General features: G+C 44.3%; 16 protein-coding genes. 1 reads left to right on the forward strand and 15 read right to left on the reverse strand.

The genetic code is table 11. The annotated features are described in order from the left end of the window. The 5 genes from MED222_RS10115 to MED222_RS10095 form a co-directional block, all read right to left on the reverse strand. Window positions 1-354 (reverse strand): RNase H1/viroplasmin domain-containing protein (locus MED222_RS10115; RefSeq protein WP_009847231.1); only part of this gene is annotated, 354 nt, incomplete at its 3' end. A gap of 81 nt (window positions 355-435) precedes the next feature. Continuing rightward, entirely contained in the window at window positions 436-741 is a 306-nt protein-coding gene (locus MED222_RS10110) for an NIPSNAP family protein (RefSeq protein ID WP_009847232.1), read from the reverse strand. 56 nt (window positions 742-797) lie between these two features. Next, window positions 798-1,127: an AzlD domain-containing protein gene (locus MED222_RS10105; RefSeq protein WP_009847233.1), complete on the reverse strand. Its 330-nt coding sequence runs from the start codon at window positions 1,125-1,127 to the stop codon at window positions 798-800. A 2-nt stretch (window positions 1,128-1,129) separates the two neighbouring features. Next, window positions 1,130-1,858, reverse strand: coding sequence for an AzlC family ABC transporter permease (locus tag MED222_RS10100; RefSeq protein WP_009847234.1), 729 nt, complete (start codon window positions 1,856-1,858; stop codon window positions 1,130-1,132). A gap of 186 nt (window positions 1,859-2,044) precedes the next feature. Continuing rightward, entirely contained in the window at window positions 2,045-2,878 is an 834-nt protein-coding gene (locus MED222_RS10095; protein WP_009847235.1) for an AraC family transcriptional regulator, read from the reverse strand. A gap of 469 nt (window positions 2,879-3,347) precedes the next feature. On the opposite strand from MED222_RS10095, the gene MED222_RS10090 reads away from it, so the two are divergent. Further along, entirely contained in the window at window positions 3,348-3,668 is a 321-nt protein-coding gene (locus tag MED222_RS10090; RefSeq protein WP_009847236.1) for a hypothetical protein, read from the forward strand. Window positions 3,669-4,012: 344 nt separating this feature from the next. Here MED222_RS10090 and MED222_RS10085 read toward each other — a convergent pair whose 3' ends face one another. The 10 genes from MED222_RS10085 to MED222_RS10040 form a co-directional block, all read right to left on the reverse strand. Beyond that, window positions 4,013-5,224, reverse strand: a complete 1,212-nt coding sequence (locus MED222_RS10085; protein WP_009847237.1) for an MFS transporter — start codon at window positions 5,222-5,224, stop codon at window positions 4,013-4,015. A gap of 77 nt (window positions 5,225-5,301) precedes the next feature. Further along, the gene (locus MED222_RS10080; RefSeq protein WP_232281812.1) at window positions 5,302-7,245 is read right to left on the reverse strand and encodes a methyl-accepting chemotaxis protein; all 1,944 of its coding nucleotides are present in this window, start codon (window positions 7,243-7,245) and stop codon (window positions 5,302-5,304) included. 58 nt (window positions 7,246-7,303) lie between these two features. Continuing rightward, window positions 7,304-9,073 (reverse strand): exo-alpha-sialidase, encoded by a 1,770-nt coding sequence (locus tag MED222_RS10075; RefSeq protein WP_009847239.1) that lies wholly within the window; start codon window positions 9,071-9,073, stop codon window positions 7,304-7,306. A gap of 204 nt (window positions 9,074-9,277) precedes the next feature. Beyond that, window positions 9,278-10,348, reverse strand: a complete 1,071-nt coding sequence (locus MED222_RS10070) for a YjhT family mutarotase (protein WP_009847240.1) — start codon at window positions 10,346-10,348, stop codon at window positions 9,278-9,280. Window positions 10,349-10,363: 15 nt separating this feature from the next. Continuing rightward, window positions 10,364-11,524, reverse strand: a complete 1,161-nt coding sequence (locus tag MED222_RS10065; RefSeq protein ID WP_009847241.1) for an N-acetylneuraminate epimerase — start codon at window positions 11,522-11,524, stop codon at window positions 10,364-10,366. 204 nt (window positions 11,525-11,728) lie between these two features. Next, on the reverse strand, window positions 11,729-12,565 hold the full coding sequence (locus MED222_RS10060) for a MurR/RpiR family transcriptional regulator (protein ID WP_032555254.1): 837 nt from the start codon (window positions 12,563-12,565) through the stop codon (window positions 11,729-11,731). 112 nt (window positions 12,566-12,677) lie between these two features. After that, window positions 12,678-13,568 (reverse strand): dihydrodipicolinate synthase family protein, encoded by an 891-nt coding sequence (locus MED222_RS10055; protein WP_009847243.1) that lies wholly within the window; start codon window positions 13,566-13,568, stop codon window positions 12,678-12,680. Window positions 13,569-13,650: 82 nt separating this feature from the next. Next, on the reverse strand, window positions 13,651-14,934 hold the full coding sequence (locus MED222_RS10050) for a TRAP transporter large permease (RefSeq protein ID WP_009847244.1): 1,284 nt from the start codon (window positions 14,932-14,934) through the stop codon (window positions 13,651-13,653). Between the two features lie 8 nt (window positions 14,935-14,942). Beyond that, window positions 14,943-15,452: a TRAP transporter small permease gene (locus MED222_RS10045; RefSeq protein WP_009847245.1), complete on the reverse strand. Its 510-nt coding sequence runs from the start codon at window positions 15,450-15,452 to the stop codon at window positions 14,943-14,945. 64 nt (window positions 15,453-15,516) lie between these two features. Next, on the reverse strand, window positions 15,517-16,273 hold a 757-nt coding region (locus MED222_RS10040), incomplete at its 5' end, for a sialic acid TRAP transporter substrate-binding protein SiaP (RefSeq protein WP_009847246.1).

Here is a 16,273-nt window from a genome sequence, read left to right on the forward strand (position 1 = left end):
TTCGGTTAATTGGTTGTTTTGGTATACCGCTAAACCCGTCCCCGCTTCACCAGGGTTTGGTTCACACGCACCATCGGTAAAGATCTTGATATCAAAATGCATATCTGTGATTTGCTGCTCCGAAAGAGGCGGCACCTTAGCTTTCGTCGACTTACCCGCAGAGCTTGGCTTTGTCGCAGTAGAACCTGACGCAGACGACGTTTTACCACCGAAAGCAGACTCGGCCTCGCCTAGTGTTGGAAACGATTTATATCTCGCACCAGCAAAACCATCAACTTGCGACTTACACTCATTCCAAGTAGTAAAAATACCCGGTGTGCGACCTTTCCAAACCACATAATACTTCTTAGCCAAACTAACTCCTTACCAAAACCTAAACACACAAATAGTGAATCAGTACATTAGATGCCACCAAGCTATACGTTGCAAGGTCTATCACTCTAAAACAGGTCTAAAAAAGCTGCGTTCATAACTCACGATGCAATCAAATTCGTCTGCAAATTCAAACGCTTTAATGCACTCAGCATCGCTCAGCGACTTAACCCGATATTCTTCGTAGGCAGTCAAACTTTCAAAGGTAAACAACGCCAATGCAATATTGTTCGCCCCTTCCGACGGTAAGAAATAACCGTTGTGTTGACCTCCGAATTTAGCGACCAGAGGAATCCACATTTTTGCGTATGCCTCAAACTCACTTACCTTTTTAGGATCAATTACATATCGAACATAACAAGTAATCATAGTTATTCAGCCCTTAAATAATAGGAGAAACACAAAGCCGAAGTTGACGTTGAAGCTCAAGAAAAAAGGTAATCAACCGCAACGAGGTTATAGAACAAAAACACGCCCATACTGACGCCAATCGTTAGCAGCACATTGCCTGTTTTCCAAATCAACAGACCTGTGACCACCGCGCCTATCAAGTATGGGTTTTCAAGGCTTGGCCAAAATGTTTGTTCTGGTGCAAATACAATTGGCCCCCAAATCGCAGTCAGTACCGCAGGGCTTGAATAACGCAATAGGCGCCTTGCGGTTTGATTGAGTCGAAGCGGGATTGCAGGCTCAAGAAACAAATACCGACTAAAGAAAACAATCGCCGTCATAAGTAATATCGTTAACCAAATCATCTCTATTTCCCCTCCACGATTGTCTTGTTACCGTTGTTTCGCTCTTGGAACGATTCGCTGATAAAGCCCGCTAACATACCGGCAATCGCTGCAATCATTAGCCCGCCCTCAATATTGTTAACCGACATGGCAACCGAAGTGACCAGTGAAACCACCACACACACAACGACGGGTAGAGTTCGGATTAATGGGAACACCAAGGCGATAAAGGTTGCTGCGACCGCAAAGTCGAGCCCAATTTCATTGAGTGAAGGAATTTGGCTTCCCGCGACAATGCCAGCAAAGCTCGCAATATTCCAAACGAGATAAAAACCGCCGCCTACACCCGCAGCATACCAGCGATTAAATTCTTTCTGAGACTGCCCACTACAAATCGCAAACAACTCGTCGGTGAGCCAAAATCCGAGTAATAGACGCCAACGCGTAGGAAGATGGCTGATTTTGTCACGCATCGATACGCTATACAGAAAGTGTCTAGACGTGATGAATAAGGTAGTCAACAACATGGTGCCTAGACCAATACCCGCTTTAAACATGCCCGCAGCGACAAGTTGTGCTGAGCCAGCAAATAGAATAGCCGACATCGCTTGCGCTTGAAGCTGACTCAATCCAGCATCTATCGCATATGAGCCCGCTAGAATTCCCCAAGGGATTACCGCAATGCTCAAGGGCATTCCCGCTAAAACGCCCTTCCATAACTGTGTTCGTCTATCCATTGTTTCACTATCCATATCATTCTTTTCTCTCTTCACATTGGCTATTCAATGTAAGAGGAGTTGAGTCGGTTCGATTGTACAAACTTGCTCGATTTCATGCCCCAATTCACCGTACCTTAGCCACACTTAACCGCACTTAACCGCACTTAACCGCACTTAACCGCACTTAACACAAGTTAGCCATGCCTTAGCCACGCAAGTTTAGAGCATTTTGATGTATTGCCCCGGCGTGTATCCATTGGCCTTTTTGAAGTGTCGATGAAAATGGCTTTGATCATGAAAACCACACTCTTGCGCGGTATCAGAAATGGTATGTCCTTGTTTCAATAACTTACGCGAAAGCCTTAACCGAGATTGGATTTGATACGCATGCGGCGGAAGACCAAATTCTTTCTGAAAAGAACGCACTAAGTGAAACGGGCTCAATGCCGCTAACTTAGATAGTTCGTCTAGCGACACATCGGCTTGTGGGAAATCATCTAAAAACTCTTTCACCAACACAAGCTGGCGCTGAGTTTTCCCATCGAGTTGAGGGTTAAGCGGCGATTTTCCATGTCGACTAATCAGCTTAACCAACATCCCATACATCAAGGTCTCTCTTAACAGGCGATTGTCGGATTCATCGATCGTGTTAAAGACCAACCTCAATTGATTAGCGAGTTCAGGGTCTTCAACCACCGCTCTTGGGAAGTAAGGCGCACCGTAGTTCGGTAGGTTAAGCTCTTGAGTGATCTTGGCAAGTTGCTCTGGGAGTGGATACATGGCTCGATACGCCCAACCGCCTTCAGTGGCAGAGTGACCGCTATGAACTTCGTCGGCATTGACCAGAATAATCGCATTTTGTGGCGCGATATGATGCCCGCCTGTTCGATAAAAGCGCTGCGCCCCCTGCTCAATAACCCCAAGCGTGTAGCCCTCATGGCTGTGGCGTGAGAAGTTCTGCTTTTCGTATTCAGCATCAAGAATTTCAAGGCCACCGAGCTCTTCCGTTATCTTATATTCGGCCTTTTCTTTAGAGCGCTTCTTGTTCTCCATAACAATTTCCAAGCCTGTTAATTATCGAGCGACTTATCAGTCTACTCTATAGTCTCTTTCAGCTTTTGTACAAAATTGCGCTTTTGTTTGTTAATTCCGTTTTTGTCGTTGCCTTAATAACGCTTTCTAACTGGGAGGAAAGTCTTGATATGAAAAGGGCGATAAATTAACCATACATGCCAACGCGCTCTTCAAATCATCAGCAATCTGGCTGATACATCATCAAAAAACGCGAATCCTTTTCTTTTTCTTAAATAAGCCAACACCCTAATTATGAAAACTTAGATTTCGAAAATTGCAAACCTAGAGTGTTAATTAGCATCAAACACAGAAATTAAGAGTGATAATCACTCCCATTCCTTAAATCAATATGAACCCCACAACATGCGCACGCATACGCACATTTAAGATTAGAGTTTTAGCTCTTTTATATAAGCCATACAATTGAAAAAAAAGGAGAAACAAGACGATGATCACATTTACAACCGAATCAATTGAGTCAATTTGCAATTTACTGAGACATGAAACATTTCCGAATAAAACGACATACCAGCTAAATGATGGAATTCACTTACGAACTGTTTCTAACTTTATTGCTGATGAACAGCACTTTGAGGTCAATGGCATGAACTCTTCCGTGATTGTTGGTTATAAGCTACAGCTTAAATCTGGAGAAGATATTTACTTACAACTTAAAGATGACGAGCTCATTTTGAAAGAAACCAAAATACCAGCAAAATCAAATCAAGACTATGGCATCGACGGCGCTGTATCGGATTTTATGTTTTAAATACTCTCGCGTAACTTATCTGCTTGGATGAGCCTCTGGATTAACAATTGGCTCAATAAAATATATGCCAGTGACACCCAACGTTGTTGCGCAACTCACTTTAGAGACAGAGTCGCTATGCTTCGAGTGATTCTTAATCAATACGACAAGTTTCAGGTATTCCTAACCCAGCAAGTTTGTTCAACACTTTTATCATCACGCAAGTTTCTTCCACCTGTGCGTTGTAATGTCTTAAGCTCAATCGCTCCATAGCAACTATTTTAAGGCGATAGGCTTAACTAAGCTCATCTGGCTGAGGGTTAGCCGGCGATTTTCCATGTCGGCATATACTCTATCGCCTCCTTTTACTGCGCATCATTTGCCATTGTAGGGGGTGTTGCGCTGGCTTTGATTTTCAAATACTGCCCAGTTAATACATAGGCGATGCCCAGTAACAACAGTACCGATACAATCGGTATATTAAGCCCTATCGAAGAATACAAGATTCCCAACACAATATTAATCAACGCAGCCAAAATGTTAGATAGGAACAAAACAGCATAGACATTTTTCATCTCATTGTTTCCCCAGTAATAGCCCACTGTCGACGCGTATAACACCAAGACACCACCGTAATTAAAACCAGTGACCACAGCCAAAAACGCCGTCCCCAAATTTGATTGCAATAGCAAAGGACTAATAGAAAGTACCAGTGCCTGAATAAACAAATTTAACTTAATGGCCTTACTAGGGAGCCACTTATCGCTCAGATAACCCCAAACGACACGCCCCACGGCATTGCTTAAGGCAAACATAGCAACAGCAGAGATGATCAGTTCTATTCCATAATCATTACTTAAAAGGGCAAGCTTACTATTAATAAAAAAACCGGCAGTTAAACCTGCTGTCATGGCAAAAAACAACGTTTGGAACAACCGTCCTTGAACAACGGAAGTTAGGCGCACCTTCCCGGCTGATCCTGAAGCCATGATTGCGGGGTAGGACATGAACAACCCAGAAAAAATAGCAATGAAAATGTAACCTACACCAACACCGCCAAGTAACTCATATGGAGACACTCCAGCAGTAAGAAAATACTGCGCGAGTTGACTCACCAATGCCGCCCCACCAGCAAACCCTGCAACGGCAAGACCAGTAACGAGCCCACGCTGTTCTGGATACCAAGCGACCCCTACAGTAATTGGAATCAAATAAGCGATCCCGACGCCTAAGCCACTTAACACTCCTACGCCCGCTAGAATGTAGTAGAAATTGTGCGCCCCCAAACTCGCAAGCATCCAGCCGCATCCGAATAGAGCCCCACCTAATATTGCGCATTGTCTAGGGCCAAAGCGATCAATCAGCTTACTGGCAAAAAGCAGCATAATTGGGAACACAACGTAAAATAGGTTAAAAGGGGCTGAGGCTAACGCGGCAGGCACATCGTATTGCTTAATGAATACGGCATCATAGACAGACCATGAGTACGTTCCTCCCAAACAAGCTTGTAGTAATACCACAAAAAATAGAATGACTTGTTTCGGCACATTGAAAGAAAAAGAGAATTTTTGGTACATAGCTATTCAGTCCTCAAGCGGCAAAGCTAATCATGCCTAACCTATAGAATTATTTATTTTTCTTACATGAATCCGTTTCATACACGAAATTTCCGCACCACGTTTTTCAACTTTTCATTGGAACCCAGTAAATTGCCAATGTTAGATTGTGTAGCCTTAGCACTCACGATAAGTTCGCCAGCGATGAGGTTAATGGTACTAATGTTGCCGTTAATCTCCTCTGCTACAAGGCTTTGCTGTTGCGAGGCAACCGCCACCTGCGAGGTTAAACTAGCAACGTTATTTACCGAATGTTCCATCGACACCAAACGTTGAGATATTTTAGCTGTTCGCTCTACAGTAGAACGACTTGCTTCACTCGTTTTGCCCATACTATTGGCCACTCCAAGCGAAAGGGACGTTAACTCTGACAGCATCGCATCTATTTCATTGGTACTTGTTTGAGTACGAGCCGCCAATGCCCTGACTTCATCAGCGACAACCGCAAAACCTCTTCCTTGCTCCCCAGCCCTTGCCGCCTCAATCGCGGCATTAAGTGCCAATAAATTGGTTTGCTCTGCAACGCCACCGATCACGGTTAATACCTCGTTGATTCGAGATGCTCCATCACTCATTTGAGTCACGCGCTCAGCCATTACCTCAAATTGATCAACGAAAGCTTCAACACAAATCACCGCTTCACCAACCACCTGTTGCGATTGCGTCATGTCACCGATGACGGTCTGAGTAAACTCCGATGCGGAAACCGTGCTTTGTGCGACCGATTCAGAAGAAGCCGTCATTTCAGTCATGGCGGTCACCACTTGTTCCGTTTCTAACGCATGGCTATTGAGCTTATTCAGGTTTGAGTCCGCTTGATCGTGTACAAGATTAAGAGAGTGTGTAATTTGATCTGATGACTCCGAGACCTCTTTCATCATCAATTGCAGATTAGAAATAAACTCGTTGATGGCCTTCGCTATTTGCCCTAAGTCATCATTATTTTTTACAGGTAATCTCTGAGTGAGGTCACAATCCCCGGACGACAGGCTAATCACGACTTTTTTAAGTGCGACAATGGGACGGAACAAATACCCTAGAGTTGCAATTAAAATCATGGCTGCAATAACGACAGAAACCCCTCCCCCAATCAATAACTGCTGCCAAGCATCTTTCAACGCTTCATCAATAATTTGTTCATTAGCTTCTAGTGTAAGGTGCCACTTTTGTTCACCAAGCACTCTAAAGCTTTGAGATAAGAAAAGGGATACATTGTCGTCTTTGGTGTATTTAAACACCCCCTGTAATTGTTCCAGAAAGCGGTCACCAATAGCATCCGCAACGAACCTATTTTGCAGTGACTGCCCTAGAATGTCAGACGAAGACGTTGAAAATAAAACCTGCTGCTGTTGGTTATAGATGGTTTCTTCTGCCGTCTCGATATTGGATTTTTTAAGAAATGTACTAAAACGTTCTAAGTGTATATTTAGCGTCAGCACGCCGTATTTGACTGGAGCTGCAATACTGACCGTCGATTTTCCCGTTTTCGGATCTTGATAAAAATCGGTCACGCTGGTTTGTTTCGTTTCCATCACAAGAGTAAACCATTGCGTCTTACGCGGGTCGCTCTCGGTCACGTCTAACATGCCATTTTTTGCAGAAAACCCAGTGCCATCAACAAACGCGATAACCACATCGTCCACGCTGTCTGTTTCTGCCATTAAGCCTAACGCTGTCACCATCTCTTTGGGGCTGCGCCTTGTTTGGAAGTACTCTGCCGAACGTTCCAAATTACCAACATTAGACGCAAGCCATTGCTCTATCTTGTAAGACTCTAAGCTCAAGCCCAGCTCTATTTTCTCAATCAGATTTTTCTCTAAATCTTGCTGGTATTTACTAAACAAAACCATATTGCTAACCGCAATACCGGCCACCATTAACATGATGGATCCAATGATTATTTTTTGCTTAAACCCGATATTGTTCATCCATGTAGAAAACACTCTCTCCCCCTTATCCAAAGTTATAGTTAATGAAAACATCTCATTGAATTAATACGCCAGAGCCCTAGCGTAAATAAGGCTCTGGCATCTGTTCCAATCAATTGACGCTATTAATGTCCATCACCATCACTCGAATTTCAGTGCTCGATTTAGCTTCATAAATAACCCCCAAGTCTTCGTTGCCTGCCGCTCCTTTATAAGGAAGTATGACAATGTCAGAATAAGCGCTGTATCCATCACGAAACTGAGTTCGCTGGGTAAAGTTGTACACACCACTGCCGTTATCCGTCGCACTCCAAATAGCCAAATCATTGCGATCTGAACTAACGGCGCCATTGCCTTGTGGGCCAGACATCAGTACGCGGTCGTTACCGTATTTCACTAATCCAATATCAACTTGGTCAAGTTTAAAAAACAAAGCGCCATTCACTGAGTTTCTGGTTTCTTCAATCACTTTCCAGCTAATACCGTTATCTTCGCTGATATAGTGGTAGCGATTAAAATTACCCGTTCCCGTGACTCCATCGTTACGTGCTGAAAGTAAAATGCGTCCATCGTTAAGCTGAACCATATCGGCTTCACTTGGTTCTTGGGCGTAGGTCGGTGTTTGTTGGCCTGCCTGCCACGAAACCCCATGATCATCGCTGTAAATAGAAACAACCGACAATTGTTCAAACGCATCTAGAACAATTGCAGGGAAAATCAAACGACCCGAATTCAGTTGAATCCCTTGCCCCGGGCCTGCATTAATACTCTTCCAACCTGGGTCACCATGCCCACCATTGGCCCCAGTCTTAGCCCAACCTTGTTCCGCAGGGTGGTTAATCACACTACCGTCGACTCGGCGCATTAAAGAAGCATCAAACTGAGCCACTGCAGTGTTAGCAATAGAAAAGTCGATGGTTTTATAAGCTGAACTGCCCGAAGTCGACGAGCACCCATTACCCCACGTGACCGTTTTACCGCTATGAGACTGACCGCCCCAACCACTCGCAATCAGCGTCCCATCGACGTAAAAGCTCGCACTACTGCCACTACCGACAATTTGATAATCATGGTAGCCACCAATATCAAAATTAAGTGGGTATTCGATGTTGCTCCCATTTCCATATAAAACCGCTTTGACTGATTTATCATCATTTACGACCAAATCAACAAGGTAACGAGTATTGCCATCACCATAATATTGGACGTTACATGCTCCATTCGCGACTCTAGAGTTCCAATCGAGTTGCCAACCGGAGGCTGCTGCCTGCGCTACTTGGCTAGCGCTTGGTGTATAAGACCATGTGGCTCTGCCGTTATGAGTCGAATCACCATTTGCAAACCAGTTCACATCGCGGACTTGATCTAAAACATCCGTTTCTGTCGACCACGTTTGTCCATTGTCGTCACTGGTTTTGAACAATAGCTTATGGTTTGGATCATCAAATGGAACACAACTGCCGTTTTGGGCACAATCTATGTCCCACTTCGTATAAAAGATGAATATTCTGCCATTACTGGCATCTAACATAGGGCGAGGGTCAGAGTATGCCTCGGCTGAATTTTCTTGGATCACTTGGTACGCAGACCATGTCTGGCCATTATCTGTCGAACGACGGCTCTTTATACTTGTTGGAGCACCATTTCCGGGATCTCCGGATGTTCCTCTTCCTTCCGCAAAAGCGACTAAAGACCCATCGGCCGCGACGACCATAGACGGAATACGATAATGGCTACTGCCACCTTCTCCACCTTTAAAAACGATGGTATCGCGAATGTTAGGAGCAACGGCGTTAGCTTGAAAAGTTACGAGTAAAGATGAAGCAATTGCAACGCTCGCTAACAGGTTAATTCCTTTTAAACAATGTTCTCTATTTTTCACTTTAATTCTCCTTAAATAGAACGGAGAACAACAAGCACCAACTGCTGATGTTTACTATCAATAGACAATAACCTCAGAGGCTTCACGCCTCTGAGGTAAACCATCAAAGTGTTTGCTGTTCAATTGGTCCTAAATCAAACCGAACCCATTAAATAACGTTTAGGGTCGGCTCTTTACGCGTAAGTCACCTATAGGGGGAGCGGCTTATGCGCGCCAATTAATCAAATAACAACTTTGTAGTCCTTGTCCTTTTGCGTTTTCACCTCCAATGATAATTAGACCTTGTTCACTGGAAATCGAGATGCCATAAGCTTGGCCTGTGGGCAGTTCACCTACCCGCCGCCATTGTTGCTCCTGTAAACACCAAACATCACCAGCATAATGCTTGCTTAACCCTTGATGGGTATACCACTGCTTTTCTCTCGCTTTCTTCTGGCTACCGATGAAAAATGCGCCTCCGGCAACCAAATACTGGCCTTTCACCAGCCCGGCATACGCGCCGGCTAAACCTTCATGCTCTTGGGGGGAGTCTTGAATGCTCGGCAACGTAGTGCTCTTCACTTCTTCTATGGACAAAAAAGTAAATTGTTTTACTTGGGTACTGCGCAGCCCAGGTTTGATTTCTCCGTTTACCAACACCACCTGATTGTCATCTTGTATTAGGCTCGCACCACAGTTAGCTGGAAATGGATTTTCTGTTAGGATTCGCCATTGCAACGTTTCGCAATCGAACAACCAAATGTCCTGATTCCAACCGTACTGATCCGGTAGCATCGACATAAATTCAACCAAAGCGGCTTGATGTTTTTCGGGTTCAAGCGCTGAGTCTATCTTGCTTAGCTTCGCTAGAAAGTCATCAAATAAGGGCTTGTTATATCCTCCCCAAAACGCGATTTTTCCAGGTGCGATTTCACAACCGCTAGCACCGAGTAAACCGACTGGGATCTCCGATTCGACCGTTTGCCATTCGTCGTTTTCAATATCAAACCAGTGAATATCCGTAAGCACTTGGACGCTCTCACAACCTTCCTGTAATCCGGCGCCAGAGAACACCCAAATGGCACTACCACTCGCGACCATGACGGCATCATTCCTAACCACACCAGTAAACGCTGCCATCAATTTCCAACCACGTTCAGTTGCGTTCAAATCTAGACTATAAAACTGCGTTCCTGCACTGCCCAACCCTACGAAGATTCGGTCGCCAATTCGAGCACCGACAGCGTTTTTAATTTCAACGGGAAAGTCAGGATACGTAACGATAGAAAGTGACATACTTAATCCCGTAAATTAATGAGTGACTTGAACAGCTTTGCCGTCCCAAGAAAGCAAATACACTTCTTTACGTGCCGCACGCTTACTATCTTCTCCGCCAATCACCAATACACCCTCATCAGTGGTAAAAGAAGCCCCATAAGCCAGGCCATATGGTAAATCGGTAGATTGCGCCCAAAGCCCATTTATCAACACATACGTTTCAGGATTAAACGCTTTACCAAAACCGTTATGCGCAAACATTTTTCCTTGTTCGAATGCCCCTTTCGCGCCATGGAAGTTAGCGCCACCCGCCACGATCACAACACCGTTACTTTCTCCGGCGAACGCGCCTGCAACGCCTTCTTGAGTCTGTTGGTTTGATGGCTTAGGCAAGTCATGTAAGCTCATCCAAGGTTGAGACGCACCAAAAGCAAACTGCTTCACTTCAGAAGTTCTTAGTCCTGGCTTTATCTCACCGCTCACCAACGTCGCCTTAGCACCTTGCTTAACCAAAGCGGAACCACAGTTAGGCAGGTAAGGAGAAGAGCCTAACTCTTTCCATGTCCCGGTTTCAGGTGTATAGCTAACAACGTTTGAATTCCATTTGTAATCTAGTGGCTTCATTCCCATGTAGTCATCGACGATTTTTTGCCATTTTTCAGGCTGATCTTTTCTGCTTGTCGTATTAATGTCTGCCAAGTATTTATCAAAGTAACCTTTGTTGTAGCCGCCAAAAAACAGCACTTGTTTGTTATCAGGCGAATACGAAGCCGCCCCGAGTAACCCTACTGGCGTCTGAGTATTCACACGGGCCCAACTATTGTCGCCAGCGTCATAGCGGTAAACGGTATCAAAAAGGACAGGAGCCGCATCACTGGATGCGTTCTTACCAGAGCCACCAAAAACATAAATATTTTCACCAACGACACTTGCTGTTGCACCACTTCGCGCAGGCCCTGAGAAATCCGCTTTCTTTTGCCAGCCTTTCTTTACATTCTCCAGATCCAACATGTAGAAGTCTTGCCCGGTAGACCCTAAGCCCACGTAAAGCTTGCTCCCTACTTGAGCGCTGATCCCGCTTTTCATACCAACAGGTAAATCAGGCCATTGGTCTTTTGCAAAAGACGCTGTACTAAGGCATACCGAAGCAGCCAAAAGTGGCATAACCAAGCGATTGAAGTGTCGTTTATTCATTATATTAATTTCCTTATTTGAATGGCCCTAATCAGTCATTCAGTTAATGAGAATACGTATGACTCTCTTGTTTATGATTCATACACAGTATTGATCGAAGGAAATTATTTTTATAAGATCAAGTTAACAAAAAAATTATTTTCATATAGAAATAAAATAAAAGCCTGCGATTGCAGGCTTTGGGTAGAAATGAGTTTTAGCTTATTAAGTTGTCATAAGTGGCATGACAACTTCAGCTGTTTCCAAAACGGACTCAGAGTATTCTGGATAAATGTCGAGCAAGGTATTAACCATTACGTCAACGAGCAGCAGAGCACCAACTTTAGAGGAAAACGCGCCTCCAGTCAGTGGGCCTTCAGGCCTTGCTGCCACTAACATTTCAGTAGATATGGCAGACAAAGGGCTGTGACTAATGTTTGTTAAAGAGACGACAGGTACTCCGCGCTTATACGCTTGCGTCGCCGCGTGGACTACCTCTTTGGTCGAACCGGAACTGGACACAGATATCCACAAATCACCTTCAGTACAACGAACTGCATTCATTGCGGCAAGGTGAGTGTCCTCATACATAGTGACTTTTTTACCAATTCTTAACAAACGAAAAGAAAGATATCGCCCTACAATACTCGATGCACCAACGCCAACACAGCTGATAAAACTAGAGTTATGAACAAGCGTACAGATCCTCTCTAACGATTTTCTGTCAATTAGCTTGGCGGTATCATTCAAACTTGCTACCGCATTCTGAGCGGAAACGTCGCAAATATCGCCTTCAATTTCTGGCGCATTTTGGCTAGCCGTTTGGCTTAAATCGATAGCCAACCCCATACGGAAGTCGGAATACCCTTTATATCCCATATCACGACACAGACGGACTACTGTCGCTTCACTGGTTTGAGTATTTTTGGCAAGTTCCGTGATTGTTTGAAATTGCACATCGTGTGCATTTTCAATAATGTAATTAGCCACAATAGTGAGTTTTTTACTCAAGGGTTCTATATTTGAACGCATTCTGACTAATAAATTTTTAGGCGTATTCACATTGGCCCCTTTAAATACTTAATGCTTGAGCCAAAATAACAGACTCCATAAAACAATGACATAGCACCCCACCTTAAAGCGCATTATAAGGGGGATTCCCCCCCTTTTATTGTTACAAGAAGTCAGCGTCTCGCATTTTTGCTACAACATCGGCTTTTTGTACTGCCGTTAACGGGCGAATTGGGGAGCGAGGATTACCGGCATCAATACCATGCAATTCCATCGCGGCTTTACCCGCTGCTACGCCGCCGTATTCTACCAACACACGAATAAGCGCAATTACTTTGTCCATTAACGCTACGACTTGAACTTGATCGCCCTTGTTAAATGCTTCAATGATCTTCAAGTAAAGTGGTGCAGCGTAGTTATAAGTACTACCGACAGCACTCACAGCCCCAACAGCCAAACCAGCGGGCAAAAACTCATCAACACCAAACGGGATATCAAACTTACCATTGGCTACACGTACACAACGTTGATATTCATACAAATCGACGTTGTTAAATTTTGCTCCCGATAAGTTAGGAATACCATCATCGGCTTGAATTAGAAACTGTTCCAAATCGACATTTACGCCAGACATACCAGAGTGGTAATAATAAAATCCTTTTGAAGGCGCGGCGGCCGCAACTTGCGCACAGTATTCGACCAAATCTTCAACATTGCCTGGTTTAAAGAAACACGGGCCAATAGCCGATGTCGCGAGAATATCCAAACCCTCTGCGTGGCGAGTAAGCTCTAACGTATCAATAATGCTTAGCGCACCAGTATGAATAATGAGATCTAATTTACCAGCAGCAGCCTTAACCCAATGCTGCGCGATTGCTTTACGTTCTTCTACCGAGCAATGAATCCCCTCTCCCGTTGTTCCACATACGTAAGCGCCCGTTACTCCTTGATCAACCAACAGTTCTGCAATTTGGTCAATCGCACCAAAATTGACTCTGTTAGCGGCATCAAACGGTGTGTGTGGCGCTGCAATTAGTCCAGATAACTTTTTCATCTTCTTACCTTAATTATATTGTCTTAAATATGGAATAAACCGGAATCCATTCCATCTACTTAGTCGTTTATTTGATCTGCGGCTACTTTCCGTAATCAAGCATCAATTCTGGAAGGAAAAGCGTGAATTGAGGGAATACCGCAATAAGTGCCAGCACGATAAATAATGGCACCAAAAGTGGAATGACCCCTTTGGTCAAGGTATGGAACGGAATGTCTCCAACCTTCGAAACCACATACAAAGCCATGCCCATTGGCGGAGTTAAAATACCAATCATTAAGTTCAAAATAGCCATTACACCGAAGTGAACCGGATCAATACCCACAGCCGCGGCAACAGGTACAAGGAACGGAACCAATAAAAGAAGCAAGGCTAGCGATTCGATAAATGTGCCCAAAAACAGGAGCAGTAAGTTAATCAGTAGCAAGAGTACAAGCGGGTTATCACTGATTGTTAAGAAATAGTCAGCCATCATTTGAGGCAATTGTTCTCGAGCCACAATCCAACCAAATACCGTTACCCCCATGACCATCAACGCGACAACGGCAGTGGTATTAACGGTTTCTTTTAAAATACCGACAAAGCTTGTAAGCGTAACTTGACGGTAAACCACAACACCTAAGAACAAAGCGTATAAAGAAGAAACAACGGCCGCTTCTGTTGGAGTGAATTTCCCGGAGAAAATGCCACCAATGATGATAACTGGCGTCAACAAAGACAAGAAAGCTTCTTTTAGTGATTTAAATCGCTCACCACGAGTCGCTTTAGGTAAGGTCATGTAGCCACGTTTTTTACAGATGAAATAGCTCATTACCATTAATGAGGCTGCACACATCAATCCAGGGATGGCTCCCGCTAAAAACAAAGCACCGATTGATGTATTTGAAACCACACCATAAATAACAAGCGGCACAGAAGGTGGAACCAAAGGACCAATAATGCAAGAAGCGGCGGTTAATCCACCAGCAAAGTCATCATCATACTTTGCATCTCGCATTGATTTGATTTCAAGTTGCCCAAGGCCACCCGCATCCGCAAGCGCCGATCCAGACATGCCAGAGAAAAGTAAACTTGCCATAATATTTACATGGCCCAAGCTACCGGTAATGTGCCCGACCATGGATTTAGCAAAGTTAAAAATACGTTCTGTAATACCAGCACTGTTCATTAAGTGCCCAGTTAATACAAAAAACGGAACCGACAACAAGGTGAAGTTGTTGATGCCACCCAGCATTTGCTGAGCCGCGAAGTTAATTCCGGTACTTTGAGTCAATACCAAAAATACGAGTGCAACGAAAATAAGTGAAAAACCGACGGGCATCCCTGCAAACAGAAGTGCTAACCAGCCAAAAATTGAACCTGCCATAATGACTCCTACCTAACGACTGTTTGAGATGATTGTTCAGATGACTTAGCTGTACTTACACGAAACTCACCGACTAACTGAACCATTTTTTCCAGTTGACGTGCCACCATAAACAGCCCCGCAAGTGGTAAACTGTAATTCATCCACTTACTCGAAATTTCTAACGTGATCAGTTCAAAAAAAGCGGTACGTTGAACGTGCTGGTAGCCTAAATAAATGATGGCAAAAATAGACACGAGTACAGCTAGCTCCAAAGTAAACGCTAACGAAAAGCGTATTTTGTTGGGTAATTTATCTGAGAAAAAAGTAATTTTGACGTGCGAGCCCGTTTTGATGGCCATCGCACAACCAATTAACGACATATACATAAAAAGAACTCGTGCGAGCTCTTCACTCCAAAGCGAAGGATCATTCAATAACCAACGGGTTCCGATCTGCCAAGTCAGTACTAGGAGCAGAATGGCCATTAAAGGCACGGTGATGATCTCTTCGATATTATCAATAATCTTACGTAACATTTTTTAGCTCCAAGGCTGGCCTCTAATAGCCAGCCAAGCTTATTTACTACCAATAGGCGATGGCTTACATGCTCGCCAGTTTTTTCACAATTGGCTGACCAATTTTGTCTTCAAACTTCGTGTATAGCGGCTCCATCGCTTGACGGAAAGGAGCAAGGTCGGGGTAAGTAACATTCACGCCTTGAGACTCAAAGAAAGCAACTAACTCAGCTTCTTGTTTTTTCACTGAAGCAGTATGAGCAGCGCCCGCTTTCGCTACCGCGGCAGTCACGATCTTACGATCAGCCTCAGACAGTTTTTGCCAAGTTGTCTCAGAAATGATCACCATTTGATCGTTCACAATGTGGTTTGTGATCGCGAGGTTCTTCTGAACTTCATAGAACTTCATTGTTTTAATGGTCGGCAATGGGTTTTCTTGGCCATCAACGGCGTTGGTTTGCAGTGCTAGGTACACTTCAGAAAATGCCATTGGTGTCGGAGATGCACCAGACAGTTTTGCGTAGTTTAAGTTTGGTTTAGCGTTTGGAACACGAAGCTTCAAGCCTTTAAAGTCTGAGATTGATTCAAGAGGGCGGTTAGACGTTGTTTCACGCGTTCCGTTGTACCAAGTATCTAGCGCTCGCCAATTGAACTTAGTCAACATTTCCTCACGAATGCCTTGGCCAAAATCAGATTCGAACATACGGCGTAGATGTTCATAATCTTTCGCAACGTATGGCAATGTTACGGCTTCTGCGCGAGGAATCCAAAGACCCATACGACCGAACTCTGCGTAAGTGATATCCAAATCACCTAGGCTTAGCTGTTGCAACATTGCGCGG

Origin of the sequence: Vibrio sp. MED222, assembly GCF_000153005.1 — a bacterium.
GTDB lineage: Bacteria > Pseudomonadota > Gammaproteobacteria > Enterobacterales > Vibrionaceae > Vibrio > Vibrio tasmaniensis_A.

What these genes read in the sequence shown, in the direction of transcription:
- MED222_RS10100 (WP_009847234.1), bottom strand. Translation starts at nt 1,858, where the DNA reads ATGGATAGTGAAACAATGGATAGACGAACACAGTTATGGAAGGGCGTT.
- MED222_RS10095 (WP_009847235.1), bottom strand. Translation starts at nt 2,878, where the DNA reads ATGGAGAACAAGAAGCGCTCTAAAGAAAAGGCCGAATATAAGATAACG.
- MED222_RS10105 (WP_009847233.1), bottom strand. Translation starts at nt 1,127, where the DNA reads ATGATTTGGTTAACGATATTACTTATGACGGCGATTGTTTTCTTTAGT.
- MED222_RS10070 (WP_009847240.1), bottom strand. Translation starts at nt 10,348, where the DNA reads ATGTCACTTTCTATCGTTACGTATCCTGACTTTCCCGTTGAAATTAAA.
- MED222_RS10085 (WP_009847237.1), bottom strand. Translation starts at nt 5,224, where the DNA reads ATGTACCAAAAATTCTCTTTTTCTTTCAATGTGCCGAAACAAGTCATT.
- MED222_RS10065 (WP_009847241.1), bottom strand. Translation starts at nt 11,524, where the DNA reads ATGAATAAACGACACTTCAATCGCTTGGTTATGCCACTTTTGGCTGCT.
- MED222_RS10080 (WP_232281812.1), bottom strand. Translation starts at nt 7,245, where the DNA reads ATGTTTTCATTAACTATAACTTTGGATAAGGGGGAGAGAGTGTTTTCT.
- MED222_RS10045 (WP_009847245.1), bottom strand. Translation starts at nt 15,452, where the DNA reads ATGTTACGTAAGATTATTGATAATATCGAAGAGATCATCACCGTGCCT.
- MED222_RS10050 (WP_009847244.1), bottom strand. Translation starts at nt 14,934, where the DNA reads ATGGCAGGTTCAATTTTTGGCTGGTTAGCACTTCTGTTTGCAGGGATG.
- MED222_RS10110 (WP_009847232.1), bottom strand. Translation starts at nt 741, where the DNA reads ATGATTACTTGTTATGTTCGATATGTAATTGATCCTAAAAAGGTAAGT.
- MED222_RS10055 (WP_009847243.1), bottom strand. Translation starts at nt 13,568, where the DNA reads ATGAAAAAGTTATCTGGACTAATTGCAGCGCCACACACACCGTTTGAT.
- MED222_RS10090 (WP_009847236.1), top strand. Translation starts at nt 3,348, where the DNA reads ATGATCACATTTACAACCGAATCAATTGAGTCAATTTGCAATTTACTG.